Origin of the sequence: Pseudomonas silesiensis (assembly GCF_001661075.1) — a bacterium.
Lineage (GTDB): Bacteria > Pseudomonadota > Gammaproteobacteria > Pseudomonadales > Pseudomonadaceae > Aquipseudomonas > Aquipseudomonas silesiensis.
Genome location: NZ_CP014870.1, coordinates 1,009,957 through 1,025,782, shown reverse-complemented (window position 1 = coordinate 1,025,782; position 15,826 = coordinate 1,009,957). Strand labels below are relative to the sequence as shown.

At 60.6% G+C, this 15,826-nt stretch carries 14 protein-coding genes; 8 read left to right on the top strand and 6 right to left on the bottom strand.

The features are described from left to right. Nucleotides 1–282: 282 nt before the first annotated feature. The gene (locus PMA3_RS04570) at nt 283–1,011 is read right to left on the bottom strand and encodes a tellurite resistance TerB family protein (protein WP_064676052.1); all 729 of its coding nucleotides are present in this window, start codon (nt 1,009–1,011) and stop codon (nt 283–285) included. A 300-nt stretch (nt 1,012–1,311) separates the two neighbouring features. Between PMA3_RS04570 and ydcS the strand changes: the two genes are divergently transcribed. From ydcS to PMA3_RS04545, 5 genes are all read left to right on the top strand, one after another. After that, nucleotides 1,312–2,463 (top strand): putative ABC transporter substrate-binding protein YdcS, encoded by a 1,152-nt coding sequence (gene ydcS, locus PMA3_RS04565; RefSeq protein WP_064676051.1) that lies wholly within the window; start codon nt 1,312–1,314, stop codon nt 2,461–2,463. Nucleotides 2,464–2,597: 134 nt separating this feature from the next. Beyond that, a complete protein-coding gene (locus PMA3_RS04560; protein ID WP_064676050.1) occupies nt 2,598–3,635 on the top strand; it encodes an ABC transporter ATP-binding protein in 1,038 nt (345 codons plus the stop codon). Between the two features lies 1 nt (nt 3,636). Next, nucleotides 3,637–4,584, top strand: coding sequence for an ABC transporter permease (locus PMA3_RS04555; RefSeq protein WP_064676049.1), 948 nt, complete (start codon nt 3,637–3,639; stop codon nt 4,582–4,584). After that, nucleotides 4,574–5,383: an ABC transporter permease gene (locus PMA3_RS04550; RefSeq protein WP_064676048.1), complete on the top strand. Its 810-nt coding sequence runs from the start codon at nt 4,574–4,576 to the stop codon at nt 5,381–5,383. The genes PMA3_RS04555 and PMA3_RS04550 overlap by 11 nt, the downstream gene beginning before the upstream one ends. Before the next feature lie 167 nt (nt 5,384–5,550). Further along, complete coding sequence (locus tag PMA3_RS04545) at nt 5,551–6,975, top strand: gamma-aminobutyraldehyde dehydrogenase (protein ID WP_064676047.1); 1,425 nt, start codon at nt 5,551–5,553, stop codon at nt 6,973–6,975. Between the two features lie 141 nt (nt 6,976–7,116). On the opposite strand, the gene PMA3_RS31515 is transcribed toward PMA3_RS04545, so the two are convergent. Together PMA3_RS31515 and PMA3_RS04540 are read right to left on the bottom strand one after the other, a co-directional pair. Then, on the bottom strand, nt 7,117–7,290 hold the full coding sequence (locus tag PMA3_RS31515; RefSeq protein WP_102136386.1) for an AbrB family transcriptional regulator: 174 nt from the start codon (nt 7,288–7,290) through the stop codon (nt 7,117–7,119). Between the two features lie 74 nt (nt 7,291–7,364). Continuing rightward, nucleotides 7,365–7,550, bottom strand: a complete 186-nt coding sequence (locus tag PMA3_RS04540) for a hypothetical protein (RefSeq protein ID WP_064676046.1) — start codon at nt 7,548–7,550, stop codon at nt 7,365–7,367. Nucleotides 7,551–7,961: 411 nt separating this feature from the next. Here PMA3_RS04540 and PMA3_RS04535 point away from each other — a divergent pair, with 411 nt between their 5' ends. Continuing rightward, complete coding sequence (locus tag PMA3_RS04535; protein ID WP_064676045.1) at nt 7,962–9,587, top strand: glucan biosynthesis protein D; 1,626 nt, start codon at nt 7,962–7,964, stop codon at nt 9,585–9,587. A gap of 224 nt (nt 9,588–9,811) precedes the next feature. Here PMA3_RS04535 and PMA3_RS04530 read toward each other — a convergent pair whose 3' ends face one another. From PMA3_RS04530 to PMA3_RS04520, 3 genes are all read right to left on the bottom strand, one after another. Then, nucleotides 9,812–10,918 carry an NADH:flavin oxidoreductase/NADH oxidase gene (locus PMA3_RS04530; RefSeq protein WP_064676044.1) on the bottom strand — a complete coding sequence of 369 codons (1,107 nt, stop codon included), beginning with the start codon at nt 10,916–10,918 and terminating at the stop codon, nt 9,812–9,814. 234 nt (nt 10,919–11,152) lie between these two features. Beyond that, nucleotides 11,153–12,862: a single-stranded-DNA-specific exonuclease RecJ gene (recJ, locus tag PMA3_RS04525; protein WP_064676043.1), complete on the bottom strand. Its 1,710-nt coding sequence runs from the start codon at nt 12,860–12,862 to the stop codon at nt 11,153–11,155. A 66-nt stretch (nt 12,863–12,928) separates the two neighbouring features. After that, nucleotides 12,929–13,471, bottom strand: a complete 543-nt coding sequence (locus PMA3_RS04520; protein WP_064676042.1) for a YaeQ family protein — start codon at nt 13,469–13,471, stop codon at nt 12,929–12,931. A gap of 148 nt (nt 13,472–13,619) precedes the next feature. Between PMA3_RS04520 and PMA3_RS04515 the strand changes: the two genes are divergently transcribed. Further along, nucleotides 13,620–14,819 carry a CaiB/BaiF CoA transferase family protein gene (locus PMA3_RS04515; protein ID WP_064676041.1) on the top strand — a complete coding sequence of 400 codons (1,200 nt, stop codon included), beginning with the start codon at nt 13,620–13,622 and terminating at the stop codon, nt 14,817–14,819. A gap of 58 nt (nt 14,820–14,877) precedes the next feature. Beyond that, nucleotides 14,878–15,741, top strand: a complete 864-nt coding sequence (locus PMA3_RS04510; protein ID WP_064680616.1) for a TIGR02285 family protein — start codon at nt 14,878–14,880, stop codon at nt 15,739–15,741. Nucleotides 15,742–15,826 lie beyond the last annotated feature (85 nt).

The following is a 15,826-nucleotide window of genomic DNA, read 5'->3' as shown; positions in this document are numbered from 1 at the left end:
GGTATTTCCAAATGCTGCGGAGTATAGCCGAGGGAGGTGTTTCATTATTAAAACGGTTGAGCGCTGTATCTCATTCTGGCGGGAAAGTGGCGGGATTGGCTCTGAATGGGGAATTGCGCGGGGTTGGAAAGACAGGTGGCCCGGATTGCCAGTTAGAATCCGGGGCAGCCGAAGACGCCTTCGCGGGCAAGCCTCGCTCCTACGGTTTCGAGTCGAACCACATTGGTGTGCTCAACGATCACCCGTAGGAGCGAGGCTTGCCCGCGAAGGCGGTTTGAAGTCTTACACCGGAGTCGAAGCCTGGCGCACCTGCTTCTCCAGTTCGGCCTTCAACCCCGGTTCCAGCTTCAGCTGACGCGCCAGTTCATCCAGGTAGGACTTCTCCATGAAGTTCTCCTCGTCCACCAGCATCACACTGGCGATGTACATCTCGGCGGCCATTTCCGGGGTGCTGGCGGCCCGTGCGACGTCGGCGGGATCGAGAGGTTTGTTGAGTTCGGCGTGCAGCCAGTGCTGCAGTTCCTGATCGTTGTCGAGTTTGGTGAACTCGCCTTCGATCAATTCGCGCTCCCGTGCATCGACGTGGCCGTCGGCCTTGGCCGCCGCCACCAATGCCTTGAGGATCGCCTGGCTGTGCTGCTCGACCTGGGCGGCAGGCAAGCGGTCGATGGTTTGGGGTTCGGTGTTCGATGCAGTGCCCTGCTGGGCCTGCCAATTGCCAAACGCCTTGTAGGCAATCACGCCCAGCGCCGCCAGGCCGCCGTAGATCGCGACCTTGCCGCCAACCTTGCGCACCTTCTTGTTACCCAGCAGCAGACCCATGGCCCCGGCTGCCAGGGCACCACCGCCAGCGCCGGAGAGCATCCCGCCCAGGCCGCCCGAGCCACCGGCACCGCCGAGCAAACCGCCCAGCCCACCGGCAGACGATTTGTTCTGCGAGCCGCCATTCTTTTTCTGCAACAGATCCTGGCCGGACTTGAGTAGCTGATCGAGCAATCCACGGGTGTTCATGTTCCGCCTCCAAAAAGGGGTTATCCGGATCAATAAGGCCACCAGACTAGATGGAAAGTGCCCCAAACCCGTCCGCGAGAGTGCTTCCAGATGTTGCTTGATCCAGCGCGGCGTCAAGCGCACCGGCTGCCGCAAGGATGTGCCCGGTGAATCGCCGCCAGGCCACCGTGTTGTGCGGCAATCCGGCTTGCCACGGACCGCATTGATAAAAGCGCACTACGCTAACAATTAGCCGTACCGCCATTGGCCCCACCACGTTCAGAAACCGACCCGACCATAATTAAAGAAGAGGGAAACACCATGTTCGTGCACAAGACCGCACTGCTCAGTGCAATCACCACCGCGCTGCTGACCAGTGCCAGCATCCAGGCGGCCGAACCGCTGAAGGCCGTCGGTGCTGGCGAAGGCCAGCTGGATATCGTGGCCTGGCCTGGCTACATCGAACGTGGCGAGAGCGACAAGGCCTACGACTGGGTGACCGGTTTCGAGAAGGAAACCGGGTGCAAGGTCAACGTCAAGACGGCCGCCACTTCCGATGAGATGGTCAGCCTGATGACCAAGGGCGGTTACGACCTGGTCACCGCGTCGGGTGATGCGTCCCTGCGCCTGGTCGCCGGCAAGCGTGTGCAGCCGATCAACACGGCGTTGATTGCGAACTGGAAGAACATCGACCCTCGTCTCAAGGATGGCCCGTGGTATGTCGTCGATAAAAAGACCTACGGTACCCCGTACCAATGGGGTCCGAACGTATTGATGTACAACACCAACGTGTTCAAGACAGCCCCCGACAGCTGGAGTGTGGTGTTCGAGGAACAGACGTTGCCGGACGGCAAGTCCAACAAGGGCCGGGTCCAGGCCTACGATGGTCCGATCTACATCGCCGATGCGGCGCTCTACCTCAAGACGAAACAGCCGGAACTGGGGATCAAGGACCCGTATCTGCTCAACGAAGCGCAATACAAGGCGGCACTGGACCTGCTGCGCAAGCAACAGCCGCTGATCCACCGCTACTGGCATGACGCAACCGTGCAGATGAGCGACGTCAAGAACGAAGGCGTCGTGGCATCCAGCACCTGGGGCTACATGGTCAATGGCCTGGTGGCGGACAAGCAGCCGGTTGCCTCGGTTATTCCCAAGGAGGGTGCCACGGGCTGGGCGGACACCACCATGCTGCACGCCGAGGCCAAGCATCCCAATTGTGCCTACAAGTGGATGGACTGGTCGCTGCAACCTAAAGTCCAGGGTGACCTCGCGGCATGGTTCGGTTCGCTGCCGGCGGTTCCGGCCGCGTGCAATGAGAGCGAATTGCTCGGTGCCGAAGGTTGCAAGAACAACGGCTTTGACCAATTCGAGAAGATTGCCTTCTGGAAAACCCCGCAGGCCGAAGGCGGCAAGTTCGTGCCGTACAGCCGCTGGACCCAGGATTACATTGCGATCATGGGCGGTCGTTAAGCTCTCTTCGCGATCAAGTCGGATCGCCGCACAGTCGCTCCCACAAATTTCACCGCGAACCTGTGGGAGCGACGGTGCGGCGATCCGACTTGCTCGCGATGCTTTTAAGATTCAGATTCCCGGAGCATCGCACCATGACGCTTGCAGTCCAGTTCACCAACGTTTCCCGTCAGTTCGGCGAAGTCAAAGCCGTTGACCGGGTTTCCATCGATATCCAGGACGGCGAGTTTTTCTCCATGCTGGGCCCTTCCGGCTCGGGCAAAACCACCTGTCTGCGCCTGATCGCTGGTTTCGAACAGCCAAGCGCAGGCTCCATTCGTATCCATGGTGTCGAGGCCGCCGGGCTGCCGCCCTATCAGCGTGACGTCAACACCGTCTTCCAGGATTACGCGCTGTTCCCGCACATGAACGTCCTCGACAACGTCGCTTATGGCTTGAAAGTCAAAGGCGTGGGCAAGTCCGAACGGCGCAAACGTGCCGACGAAGCCCTCGCCATGGTCGCCCTGGGCGGCTACGGCGAGCGCAAACCGGTGCAACTGTCCGGCGGACAACGCCAGCGTGTGGCCCTGGCCCGTGCGCTGGTCAATCGCCCTCGGGTGCTGCTGCTCGACGAACCCCTGGGTGCGCTCGACCTCAAGCTGCGCGAGCAAATGCAGGGCGAGTTGAAGAAGCTGCAACGCCAGCTCGGCATTACCTTCATCTTCGTCACCCATGATCAGACCGAAGCGCTGTCGATGTCGGACCGCGTGGCCGTGTTCAACAAGGGCCGCATCGAGCAGGTCGACACGCCACGCAACCTGTACATGAAACCGGCGACCACGTTTGTAGCTGAATTCGTTGGCACCTCGAACGTGATTCGCGGTGACCTGGCGCAACGGTTGAGCGGCCATCCACAGCCATTTTCGATACGACCGGAACACGTGCGTTTCGCCGAGGGTCCGCTGGCCAGCCACGAGATCGAAGTCAGCGGTTTGCTGCACGATATCCAGTACCAAGGCAGCGCCACCCGCTATGAACTGAAGCTGGAAAACGGCCAGACCCTCAACATCAGCCAGGCCAACGACCAATGGCTGGACGTCGGCGCCCGGCATCAGACAGGGCAACGCGTCAGTGCCCGCTGGGCGCGAGAAGCCATGGTGGCACTGCACGACAACGTTGTCGGCGGGGTGTGAATTGAATAACGTGACGGGTGCGCAATCCCCGGCCGACGGTTCGCCGTTGCGCAGGTTTACCAACCTGCTGTATCGCCGACCCAACCTGTATCTGTCGATGCTGCTGATACCGCCACTGCTGTGGTTCGGCGCCATCTACCTCGGTTCGCTGCTGGTGCTGCTGTGGCAAGGTTTCTACACCTTCGACGACTTCACCATGGCGGTTACGCCCGAGCTGACCCTGGCGAATTTCGCAGCGCTGTTCCAGCCGTCGAACTTCGACATCATCGTGCGCACCCTGAGCATGGCCGTCGTTGTATCGATTGCCAGCGCCGTCGTGGCCTTCCCGATTGCCTACTACATGGCCCGCTACACCACCGGCAAGACCAAGGCGTTTTTCTACATCGCGGTGATGATGCCGATGTGGGCCAGCTATATCGTCAAGGCGTATGCCTGGACTTTGCTGCTGGCCAAGGGCGGCGTCGCACAGTGGTTCGTTCAACACCTGGGGCTGGAGCCGGTGTTGCAATGGGTGCTGGGCATCCCGGGCGTGGGCGGCAGCACCTTGTCGACCTCGCACCTGGGGCGTTTCATGGTATTCGTCTACATCTGGCTGCCGTTCATGATCCTGCCGATCCAGGCCTCCCTTGAGCGTCTGCCGCCGTCGCTGTTGCAAGCCTCGGCCGACCTCGGGGCAACCCCGCGCCAGACCTTCATGCAGGTGACGTTGCCACTGTCGGTTCCGGGCATTGCCGCCGGGTCCATCTTCACCTTTTCCCTGACCCTGGGCGATTTCATCGTGCCGCAACTGGTGGGCCCGCCGGGTTACTTCGTGGGCAGCATGGTGTACGCCCAGCAAGGCGCGATCGGCAACATGCCCATGGCCGCGGCGTTCACGCTGGTGCCGATCGTGCTGATCGCCATCTACCTGTCAATCGTCAAGCGACTGGGGGCTTTCGATGCACTCTGAAAAGGCTTCTTCAGGACTGCGCATCGCAGCCTGGGGCGGGTTGGTGTTCTTGCACTTCCCGATCCTGATCATCTTCCTGTACGCCTTCAACACCGAAGACGCGGCGTTCAGTTTTCCGCCCAGGGGTTTCACCCTGAAATGGATCGGCGTGGCGTTCTCGCGGCCCGACGTGCTGGAAGCGATCAAGCTGTCATTGCAGATTGCGGCCGTTGCTACACTTATTGCACTGGTCCTTGGCACGCTGGCGTCGGCGGCGTTGTACCGCCGGGACTTCTTCGGCAAGCAGGGCATCTCGCTGATGCTGATCCTGCCGATCGCGTTGCCGGGGATCATCACCGGTATCGCGCTATTGGCGACGTTCAAGACGCTGGGCATCGAGCCGGGGATGTTCACCATCATCGTCGGTCACGCGACCTTCTGCGTGGTGATCGTCTACAACAACGTCATCGCCCGGTTGCGCCGCACCTCGCACAGTTTGATCGAAGCCTCGATGGACCTCGGCGCCGACGGTTGGCAGACCTTCCGCTACATCATCCTGCCGAACCTCGGCTCGGCGTTGCTGGCCGGTGGCATGCTCGCGTTTGCGCTGTCGTTCGACGAGATCATCGTCACCACCTTTACCGCCGGCCATGAACGCACCTTGCCGCTGTGGCTGCTCAACCAGCTCAGCCGCCCGCGGGACGTGCCGGTGACCAACGTCGTCGCGATGCTGGTGATGATGGTGACCATGCTGCCGATTCTCGGCGCGTATTACTTGACCCGTGGCGGGGAGAGTGTGGCCGGTAGCGGAGGGAAATGACTGACAACTCATTTCCCGAACCGATCCCTGTAGAGCGAGGCTTGCCCGCGAAGAGGCCATCACATTCAACATTGATGTGGGCTGACACACCGCCTTCGCGGGCAAGCCTCGCTCCTACAAGGATTCGGTTCCGATAGAAAATCAATGGATTCGAGGAGGACAATGCCATGCAAACCCAACTCCTGATCAACGGCCAACTGATCGATGGCGAAGGCCCGGCCCAACCGGTGTTCAACCCGGCGCTGGGCCGGGTACTGGTGGATATCAACGAAGCCAGCGAAGCCCAGGTCGATGCCGCCGTGCGCGCCGCCGACAGCGCCTTCGAAAGCTGGTCGCAGACCACGCCGAAGGAACGCTCGCTGCTGCTGCTCAAACTCGCCGACGCCATTGAAGCCCATGGCGAAGAGCTGGCCAAACTGGAATCGGACAACTGCGGCAAACCTTACAGCGCCGCGCTGAACGACGAGATCCCGGCGATTGCCGACGTGTTCCGTTTCTTCGCCGGCGCCAGCCGTTGCCTGAGCGGTTCGGCCGGGGGTGAGTACCTGGCCGGGCACACCTCGATGATCCGTCGCGACCCCGTGGGCGTGATCGCCTCCATTGCACCGTGGAACTACCCGCTGATGATGGTCGCCTGGAAAATCGCCCCAGCCTTGGCCGCCGGTAATACCGTGGTGCTCAAGCCGTCGGAACAAACCCCGCTGACTGCGATGCGTCTGGCGCAACTGGCGTCGGAAATTTTACCGGCCGGTGTGCTCAATCTGGTGTTCGGCCGTGGCCCTACGGTCGGCGGACCGCTGGTCAATCATCCGAAAGTGCGCATGGTGTCGCTGACCGGCTCGATCGCGACGGGCTCCAACATCATTTCCAGCACCGCCGACAGCGTCAAACGCCTGCACATGGAGCTGGGCGGCAAGGCGCCGGTGATCATCTTCGACGATGCCGACATCGACGCCGCCGTGGAAGGCATTCGCACCTTCGGCTTCTACAACGCCGGCCAGGACTGCACCGCCGCGTGCCGCATCTATGCGCAGGAAGGCATTTACGACAGCTTCGTCGAGAAACTCGGCGCGGCGGTCAGCAGCATCAAGTATGGCGTGCAGGATGATCCGTCGACCGAGCTGGGCCCGCTGATCACCGCGCAGCATCGCGACCGCGTGGCCGGATTCGTTGCACGTGCCGTGGCACAGCCGCATATCCGCTTGATCACCGGGGGCAAGGCGGTGGAAGGCGATGGCTACTTCTTCGAGCCGACGGTGCTGGCCGATGCGCAACAGGACGACGAGATCGTCCGCCGCGAAGTGTTCGGGCCGGTGGTGTCGGTGACCCGATTCACCGATGAGGCGCAGGTGCTGGGCTGGGCCAACGATTCGGACTACGGCCTGGCGTCGTCGCTCTGGACCTCGGACGTCGGTCGCGCACATCGCCTGTCGGCCCGCTTGCACTACGGCTGCACCTGGGTGAACACGCACTTCATGCTGGTCAGCGAAATGCCCCATGGCGGGCAGAAGTTGTCGGGGTATGGCAAGGACATGTCCTTGTATGGGCTGGAGGACTACACGGTGGTGCGGCATGTGATGTTCAAGCATTAAAAGCGTCGCGGGCAAGTCTCGCTCCAGGTTTATGGCGTATCCAATCATCTGAACGCCACCAACCCGTAGGAGCAAGCTTGCTCGCGATAGCCTCAACGCTGGTTCAAGGAAGACACCGTTCAGCGGCGTCGACCCACATCATCAGTCTTCACTTCGCAGTAACGTCATCAAATCGTCGGTTCGTCCTTTGATATCAGCTTTACCCCGAACGGCCTCGAACCGATCAGAGACACCGGCCTCACCCGCCTTGTCTTCTTCCTCCCGAATTGGCTCGGGAATCGTGACTTGGCCTTCATTGCTCTTGATTGTCGACATGATAGCTACCTGAACACCGGTCAATGAGAGGATCCGGCCGTGGCACCAGTGCCACGGCCCAATCCACTACCTGCTCAAAACCGCGAAACACTGCGCATCGCGTCCACCAGATAGCGCATGGCAATCCGGTCGCTCTCAGACAACTCGCGATAGCGCTCAACCAGTTTCATCTCCTCGGAATTGAGTCGACGCCTCCTCCGCCCGGAGACCAGGCACGGAAAGATTCCCAACAGTTCGGTGATGCCTTGTACTTTCGACATGGACGATGTCCTTCTATACGTCAGAGAAAACTTGAAAAGCCGCATCGCCCTACCCTTTTTCAGCGGTCACCTGGTGCCAACTGAATCCCACCGGCCTGAGGGCAGAAACCGGTCATGTCCATAGAATAGGAAGTTATCCGGACTGAAAAGCGATTTTTAGAGTAATTAATCGAAAAAAGCAGAAATGCCCTATAAATCAGAAATCGCTGTCAGACATTTTTACTGACATGTCTTGTTTCACTTACTGCGCCATTGTCAGGCCATCAATCATTTTTCCTCTGCGACCGAACGGTTTAAGCTATTTGGCATCTGTTTAAACTCCGTTGCGTTTGGCCGAAGGCATGTCCGAACCTCCATTTTTGATCCAATGTGCCAGGAACGGTGCGGGATTGTTCACGACAGGTTGTACTTATGCACCGCAGGAATTTGCTCAAAGCGTCCATGGCCATCGCGGCTTACACCGGTTTATCAGCCTCCGGCCTGCTGGCCGCTCGAGCCTGGGCCGGAAACGGAACGGCCGATGGCGAGGCTCAGGCGTTCGACTTCGAAGCCCTGAAAATCCAGGCCAAGCAACTCGCCGGTAGCCGCTATCAGGACACCAAACAGGTATTGCCGCCGACCCTGGCGACCATGACCCCGCAGAACTTCAACGCGATCCGCTACGACGGCAACCACTCCCTGTGGAAAGACCTGAAGGGTCAACTGGATGTGCAGTTTTTCCACGTCGGCATGGGTTTCAAACAGCCGGTGCGCATGTACAGCGTCGACCCCAAGACGCGTCAGTCGCGCGAGGTGCATTTCCGCCCGAACCTGTTCAACTATGAAAAAACCACGGTCGACACCAAGCAACTGACCGGTGACCTGGGCTTTTCCGGGTTCAAGCTGTTCAAGGCCCCGGAACTGGACAGGCACGACGTGTTGTCCTTCCTCGGCGCCAGTTATTTCCGTGCGGTAGATGCCTCTGGCCAGTACGGTCTGTCGGCCCGCGGCCTGGCGATCGATACCTATGCCAAAAAGCGCGAGGAATTCCCGGACTTCACCAAGTTCTGGTTCGAGACGCCGGGCAAGGACAGCACCCGTTTCGTGGTCTATGCGCTGCTGGATTCGCCGAGCGCCACCGGCGCCTACCGTTTCGACATCGATTGCCAGGCCGAACGCGTGGTGATGGCCATCGATGCTCACATCAATGCGCGCACCGCCATCGAACAGCTGGGCATCGCGCCGATGACCAGCATGTTCAGTTGTGGCACCCATGAGCGCCGCATGTGCGACACCATTCATCCGCAAATCCACGACTCCGATCGCCTGGCGATGTGGCGTGGTAATGGCGAGTGGATCTGCCGTCCCCTGAACAACCCGGCCACCCTGCAATTCAACGCCTTCGCCGACACCGATCCAAAAGGTTTCGGCCTGGTGCAGACCGATCACGAGTTCGCCAATTACCAGGATACCGTCGACTGGTACAGCAAGCGCCCAAGCCTGTGGGTAGAACCTACGACTGCGTGGGGCGAAGGCTCGATCGATCTGTTGGAAATTCCTACGACCGGCGAAACCCTGGATAACATCGTCGCCTTCTGGACCCCGAAAAAACCGGTGGCCGCTGGCGATTCACTGAACTACGGCTACAAGCTCTACTGGAGCGCATTGCCACCGGTGAGTACGCCGCTGGCGCGGGTCAATGCGACCCGTTCGGGCATGGGCGGCTTCATCGAAGGCTGGGCGCCTGGCGAGCATTACCCGGAAGTCTGGGCGCGACGGTTTGCCGTGGACTTCACGGGCGGCGGTCTTGATCGCTTGCCGGAGGGTGCGGGGATCGAGCCCGTGGTGACCTGCTCGAACGGCGAGGTGAAAGATTTCAACGTGCTGGTGCTGGATGCCATCAAGGGCTATCGAATCACGTTCGACTGGTACCCGACCAACGACAGCGTGGCGCCGGTGGAGCTGCGGTTGTTCATTCGCACCAATGACCGGACCTTGAGTGAAACCTGGTTGTACCAGTACTTCCCGCCGGCGCCGGAGAAGCGTAAGTACACCTGACAGGAAGGGGTTGGCTGAGCCGGCCCCTTCGCGGGCAAGCCCGCTCCCACATTGGATCTCCATAAGACGCAGGTTTTGCGTGCGACGACGATCAACTGTGGGAGCGGCGGTGCGACGATTCGACTTGCCCGCGAAGGCGGCTGAACAGGCAGTAAATATCCCGGCAAAGAAACACAAAAGCCCCGATCAACACGACCGGGGCTTTTTTGTTTCTACAGCCTCACTCAATCACGCAAATCCGACTCATGGATCGGCTGCTCCCGATGGGTTGCCCGCTGATACTGCGCCGGCCAGATGGCCTTGCGCCCACCCAGGTCGTCATCGGCATGCAGTGGCCAGTACGGATCGCGCAGCAGTTCCCGAGCCAGGAAGATGATGTCGGCCTGGCAGGTACGCAATATGTGCTCGGCCTGTGCGGGTTCGGTAATCATGCCTACCGTGCCGGTGGCAATGCCTGACTCCTTGCGCACACGTTCGGCGAAGCGGGTCTGATAACCCGGCCCTGTGGGAATTTCGGCGTTGACCGCTGTACCACCTGACGACACGTCAATCAGGTCCACGCCCAACGCGTGAAGGCGCCGTGCCAGTTCGACGGTTTCATCAGGGTTCCAGCCGTCTTCCACCCAATCGGTGGCCGACACCCGCACAAACAGCGGCAGCTCCTCGGGCCATACCGCACGCACCGCCTCGGTGACTTGCAGCACCAACCGGATTCTATTTTCGAACGAACCGCCATATTGATCCCGTCGCTGATTGCTCAGGGGCGACAGGAACTGGTGCAACAGATAACCGTGGGCGGCGTGTATTTCCACCACTTTGAAACCGGCGGTCAGCGCTCTTTTGGCCGACTCGACAAAGGCCTGGATGACGTCGGCGATCTGGCCTTCATCAAGCTGCCTGGGTTGGGTGTGCTGTGGATCGAAAGCGATTGGTGAAGGACCGACCGGAACCCAGCCTCCGTCATCGGGTTTGACGCTGCCATGCTTGCCCAGCCAAGGCCTGTAAGTGCTGGCCTTGCGCCCGGCGTGGGCCAGTTGAATGCCGGCGACGGCGCCCTGAGCGGTGATGAAGCGGGTGATACGTTGCAGGGGTTCGATCTGTTCGTCGCTCCACAGACCGAGGTCATCGGCGGTGATCCGCCCATCGGCAGTGACCGCCGTGGCTTCGGTAAACACCAGACCGGCGCCCCCGACAGCGCGGCTGCCAAGGTGGACCAGGTGCCAGTCATTGGCCAGGCCATTGACGCTCGAGTACTGGCACATCGGCGAGACCGCAATGCGGTTGAGCAGGGTCAATTGGCGAATGGTGTAGGGTTCAAGCAGCAGACTCATGGGGCACCTCTCGAATCAGTGGGCAGGCTCCAGGGTTCTGTTTGAAAGTCGACGAGTGACAGGAAAAAAAGCTGCAGCACCCGCCCCCGCGGGTAAAAAATTCGACAAGACGTCACAAGGATTATCAAGCAGTGCTTAGAGCCTAGTCGACATCGGGGGATGAGGGAGGTTTGAGATGGATTGGTGTCTGGAAGATCGCCTTCGCGGGCAAGCCTCGCTCCTACAGCGAATGGCTCAGCGCGGTTCGATGTGGGCAATCATCAACTGCACCGTCTCATTCCCGCGAAACTCGTTGAGGTCGAGCTTGTAGGCCAATTCCACCCATTTGATGGTCGGATTCGGCCAGATGTCGCGGTCGATGCCAAAGGCAATACCATCAAGTTTCACCGAGCCACATTCGCTTCTCAGCACCACCTTGAGGTGCCGCTCGCCGACGACGCGCTGCTCGACCAACTGGAACACCCCATGAAACAACGGCTCGGGAAAGTGCTGCCCCCAAGGTCCGGCATGCCGCAAGGCACGGGCCAGTTCCAGGTGAAATTCCTCGACGGCCAGGGTGCCGTCGGACAGCAGCCGGCCGGTCAGGTCCTCTTCGCGCAATTGCCGACGGACTTCGGCATCGAAGGCTTCGGCGAACAACGGAAAATTAGCTTCCGGCAACGTCAGGCCAGCCGCCATGGCGTGGCCGCCGTATTTGCTGATCAGATTCGGATGCTGCGCCGCGACCACGCTCAAGGCGTCGCGAATATGAAAACCCTGGACCGAACGCCCCGAGCCCTTGAGCAGGCCATCGCCCGCATCGGCAAAGGCGATGGTCGGACGAAAATAGCGCTCTTTCATACGCGAGGCGAGGATACCGATGACGCCCTGGTGCCACTCGGGATCGAACAGGCACAGACCGAACGGCATCGATTCCACCGGCAAATCCTTGAGCTGGGCCAGGGCCTCACGCTGCATGCCTTGCTCGATGGATTTGCGATCCTGGTTCATGCCGTCGAGCTGTGCTGCCATTTCCCGGGCAAGCCCGACGTCTTCGGTGAGCAGGCATTCAATGCCCAGGCTCATGTCATCCAGTCGCCCGGCCGCGTTCAGCCGTGGCCCGACAATAAACCCCAGATCGGTAGAGGTAATGCGCGCAGGGTCACGCTTGGCCACTTCGAGGATCGCCTTGATCCCCGGTCGGGCACGTCCGGCGCGAATGCGCTCCAGGCCCTGGTGCACGAGAATCCGGTTGTTGGCATCCAGCGGCACCACGTCGGCGACACTGCCGAGGGCCACCAGATCCAGCAATTCGCCGATATTCGGCTGCGGCGTGGTCTCGTACCGGCCCAGGCTGCGCAGACGCGCACGCAAGGCCATCAATACATAGAAAATCACCCCGACCCCGGCCAGCGCCTTGCTCGGGAACTCGCAACCCGGCTGGTTGGGATTGACGATGGCATCGGCCAGCGGCAGCTCGTCGCCGGGCAAGTGGTGATCGGTAACCAGGACCTTGAGCCCGGCCTTCTTCGCCGCCGCCACGCCTTCGACGCTGGAGATACCGTTATCCACGGTAATCAGCAGTTGAGGGTCGCGGGTCAGTGCGACTTCGACGATTTCCGGGGTCAGGCCGTAACCGTATTCGAACCGGTTCGGCACCAGGTAGTCGACATGAGCCGCACCCAACAGCTGCAACCCCAGCATGCCCACGGTACTGGCCGTCGCCCCATCGGCGTCGAAGTCACCGACGATCAGAATCCGCTGACGCTGCTCCAGCGCCGCGACCAGCAAATCCACCGCACCCTCTATGCCCTTCAGCCGCTGGAACGGAATCAGCCGCGCCAGGCTCTTGTCCAGTTCGGCTTCGCACTGCACGCCCCGCGCCGCGTACAGGCGGGTCAACAGCGGTGGCAGATCACCGAGGAATGGCAGGGGGTCGGGCAACAGGCGAGGTTCGATGCGCATGGGGTGACAGGTGCTTCTCTTGGATAGGTGGGACAAAACCGGGTGAAGCGATGCCGCGGTGATCGATCAGCCGCGTTCGCCGCTCAGCCACTGCAGCTGCACTTCGTGCTGACCACGGTCGTCGGTGACGAAAATCGTCCCTTCGCTGATCATCACATCCCACTTGATGACGCGTGGCATGTCTTTGGCCAAGGTCTCCAGGACGTCCTGGGGGACCGCGGCAATGTGCACGTTTTTCAGGTTCTTGATCGCCGGGATCACTTTTGTTTCCCAGACGCGCAGGCTGCCATAGGCCAGCAGGCTGGTGCGTTCGGTGCGGCGCGAGCACCAGGTCAGGCGATCGGCGTCTGGCTGGCCGACTTCGATCCAGTGCAGGACACGGTCATCCAGGCTCTTTTCCCACAAGGCTGGTTCATCGACGTCTGACAGGCCGCGACCAAACGACAGCTGCTCGTTGTACCAGAAGGCGTAGGCCAGCAGTCGCACGGTCATGCGTTCTTCGGTTTCCGACGGGTGACGGGCGATGGTCTGCTTCACGCTCTCGTAGATGCTGCGGTCGAGGTCGGTGAGGTTCAGTTCAAACTTGTAGGTCGTGGACGGCTGGGCCATGAACGGGCTTCTTGATACGTGGAAAGGCGGCAAGTCTAACCGATGCGACAGGCAATCAACGAATTGAAGGCGAATCAACCTTGGGCGGCTGACGCCGGGCTATGCTAAAACGCTGTACCCGTTAAGCCTATGTCCTACAGGATCCAGCATGCCGTTTACCGCCAAACCGCTCTCAGGTCTGAAAGTCATCGAATTGGGCACATTGATCGCCGGGCCGTTTGCCTCGCGCATTTGTGGTGAATTCGGTGCCGAAGTGATCAAGATTGAATCCCCGGACGGTGGCGACCCCTTGCGCAAATGGCGCAAGCTGTACGAAGGCACCTCGTTGTGGTGGTTCGTTCAGGCCCGCAACAAGAAGTCCCTGACGCTGAACCTCAAGCATCCCGACGGTCTGGCGATTTTGAAGAAGCTGCTCGGCGAAGCGGACATTCTGATCGAGAATTTTCGCCCGGGCGTCCTGGAAAAACTCGGCCTGGGCTGGGACGTCCTGCACGCACTGAACCCGAAACTGGTGATGGTGCGTCTATCGGGATTCGGTCAGACCGGACCGATGAAGGATCAGCCAGGATTTGGCGCCGTCGGTGAATCCATGGGCGGCCTGCGCTACATCACCGGTTTTGAAGACCGACCACCGGTGCGCACCGGTATCTCCATCGGCGATTCGATTGCCGCACTCTGGGGCGTGATTGGCGCGCTGATGGCCCTGCGACATCGCGAGGTCAACGGCGGCCTGGGCCAAGTGGTCGATGTCGCGCTGTATGAAGCGATCTTCGCCATGATGGAAAGCATGGTCCCGGAGTTCGACGTGTTCGGTTTCATCCGCGAACGCACCGGCAACATCATGCCCGGTATCACGCCCTCTTCGATCCATACCAGCGCCGACGGCAAGCACGTGCAGATCGGTGCCAACGGCGATGCCATTTTCAAGCGCTTCATGCTGCTCATCGGCCGGGAAGACCTGGCCAACGACCCGCAATTGGCCAGCAACGATGGGCGCGATAGCCGTCGCGACGAGATTTACGGGGTGATTGATCGCTGGGTCAATTCACTGCCGCTGGATGCCATCATCGAGCAGTTGAATCAGGCCGAGGTACCGGCCAGTCGGATCTTCAGTGCCGAAGACATGTTCAGCGATCCGCAGTACCTGGCCAGGGAAATGTTCCTCAAGGCCAAGCTGCCGGACGGCAAGGATTTCAAGATGCCGGGGATCGTGCCGAAACTCTCAGAGACACCTGGCACATCCGAATGGGTCGGGCCGCAGTTGGGCGAACACAATGCGCAGGTACTGGACGACCTTGGTTACGACAAGGAACAGATCGCAAAGCTGCGTGAAGACGGCGCCATTTAGGCTGCAGCGCCTGCCTGCGCGACTCATCGACCGCTGCCGGTTGTGCGGCGCACGAACGCTGTGCGCAGTGGCGGTTTTCATCTTGCTCGCCAGTCAGGCTCAGTCGACGTGGGCGCAGCCCAAGGAAACCCTGGTCTGGCTGTTGCGCGATCTTCCGCCGCTGATGATTTTCGAAGGTCCGGAAAAGGGCCAGGGTGTCATCGATCAACTGTTGCCGTTGCTGATCGCTCGCATGCCGCAATACCAACACACTCTGATGCGGGTCAATCGTGCTCGCGGCTTGCAAATGCTCCACGAGCCCTCCCTCACGTGCGATGCGGCGCTGAACTGGAGCCAGGAACGCGCCAGCTGGATGGCGTTTTCCATCCCGGTCTTTCGGGCCATCAGCAATGGCCTGGCAGTGCGGCGCGTCGATCGGCAGCTGCTGACGCCTTTTATCCAGGACGGCGAAGTGGACCTGGCGGCTCTGCTGGCCAGTGGTGGCGAGAAGCTGGGAATCATTGCCGAGCGCAACTATGGCGAGTATCTCGATGCACTGCTCAAACAGGCACCCGCCCATGCGCTGACGCTCCACTATGGCAACGACGCGTTGGGCAGCCTGTTGCAGATGCAACGCCTGGGACGCTTGCGACTGTTGTTGGGGTACCGCTCGGAGATCCGCTACCAGGCCCGCCAGCAAGGGATCGCGGAAGATGACTTGCAGTTCTACCCGATCCGCGGCACAGGCAAGTACCTGTCCGGTTACATCGGCTGTACTGACACCCCTCAGGGCCGACAGGCCATCATCGAGATCAACCAGGTGCTGCGCGACCTGCCCCACGAGCGCCTGAGCCAGGCCTATGCCGCCTGGCTGGACCCGGACAGTCGCAGCGATTACCTGGAAGCCAGCAGGGCATTTTTCAGCCAGCAGGCCGGGCCATGACAAATCGTGGACAAAAAGAAACCCCGAGAAGTGGGGAGACGACTCGGGGTTAAACGTGGCCTACATAAAGACCAGTAACAGCAAG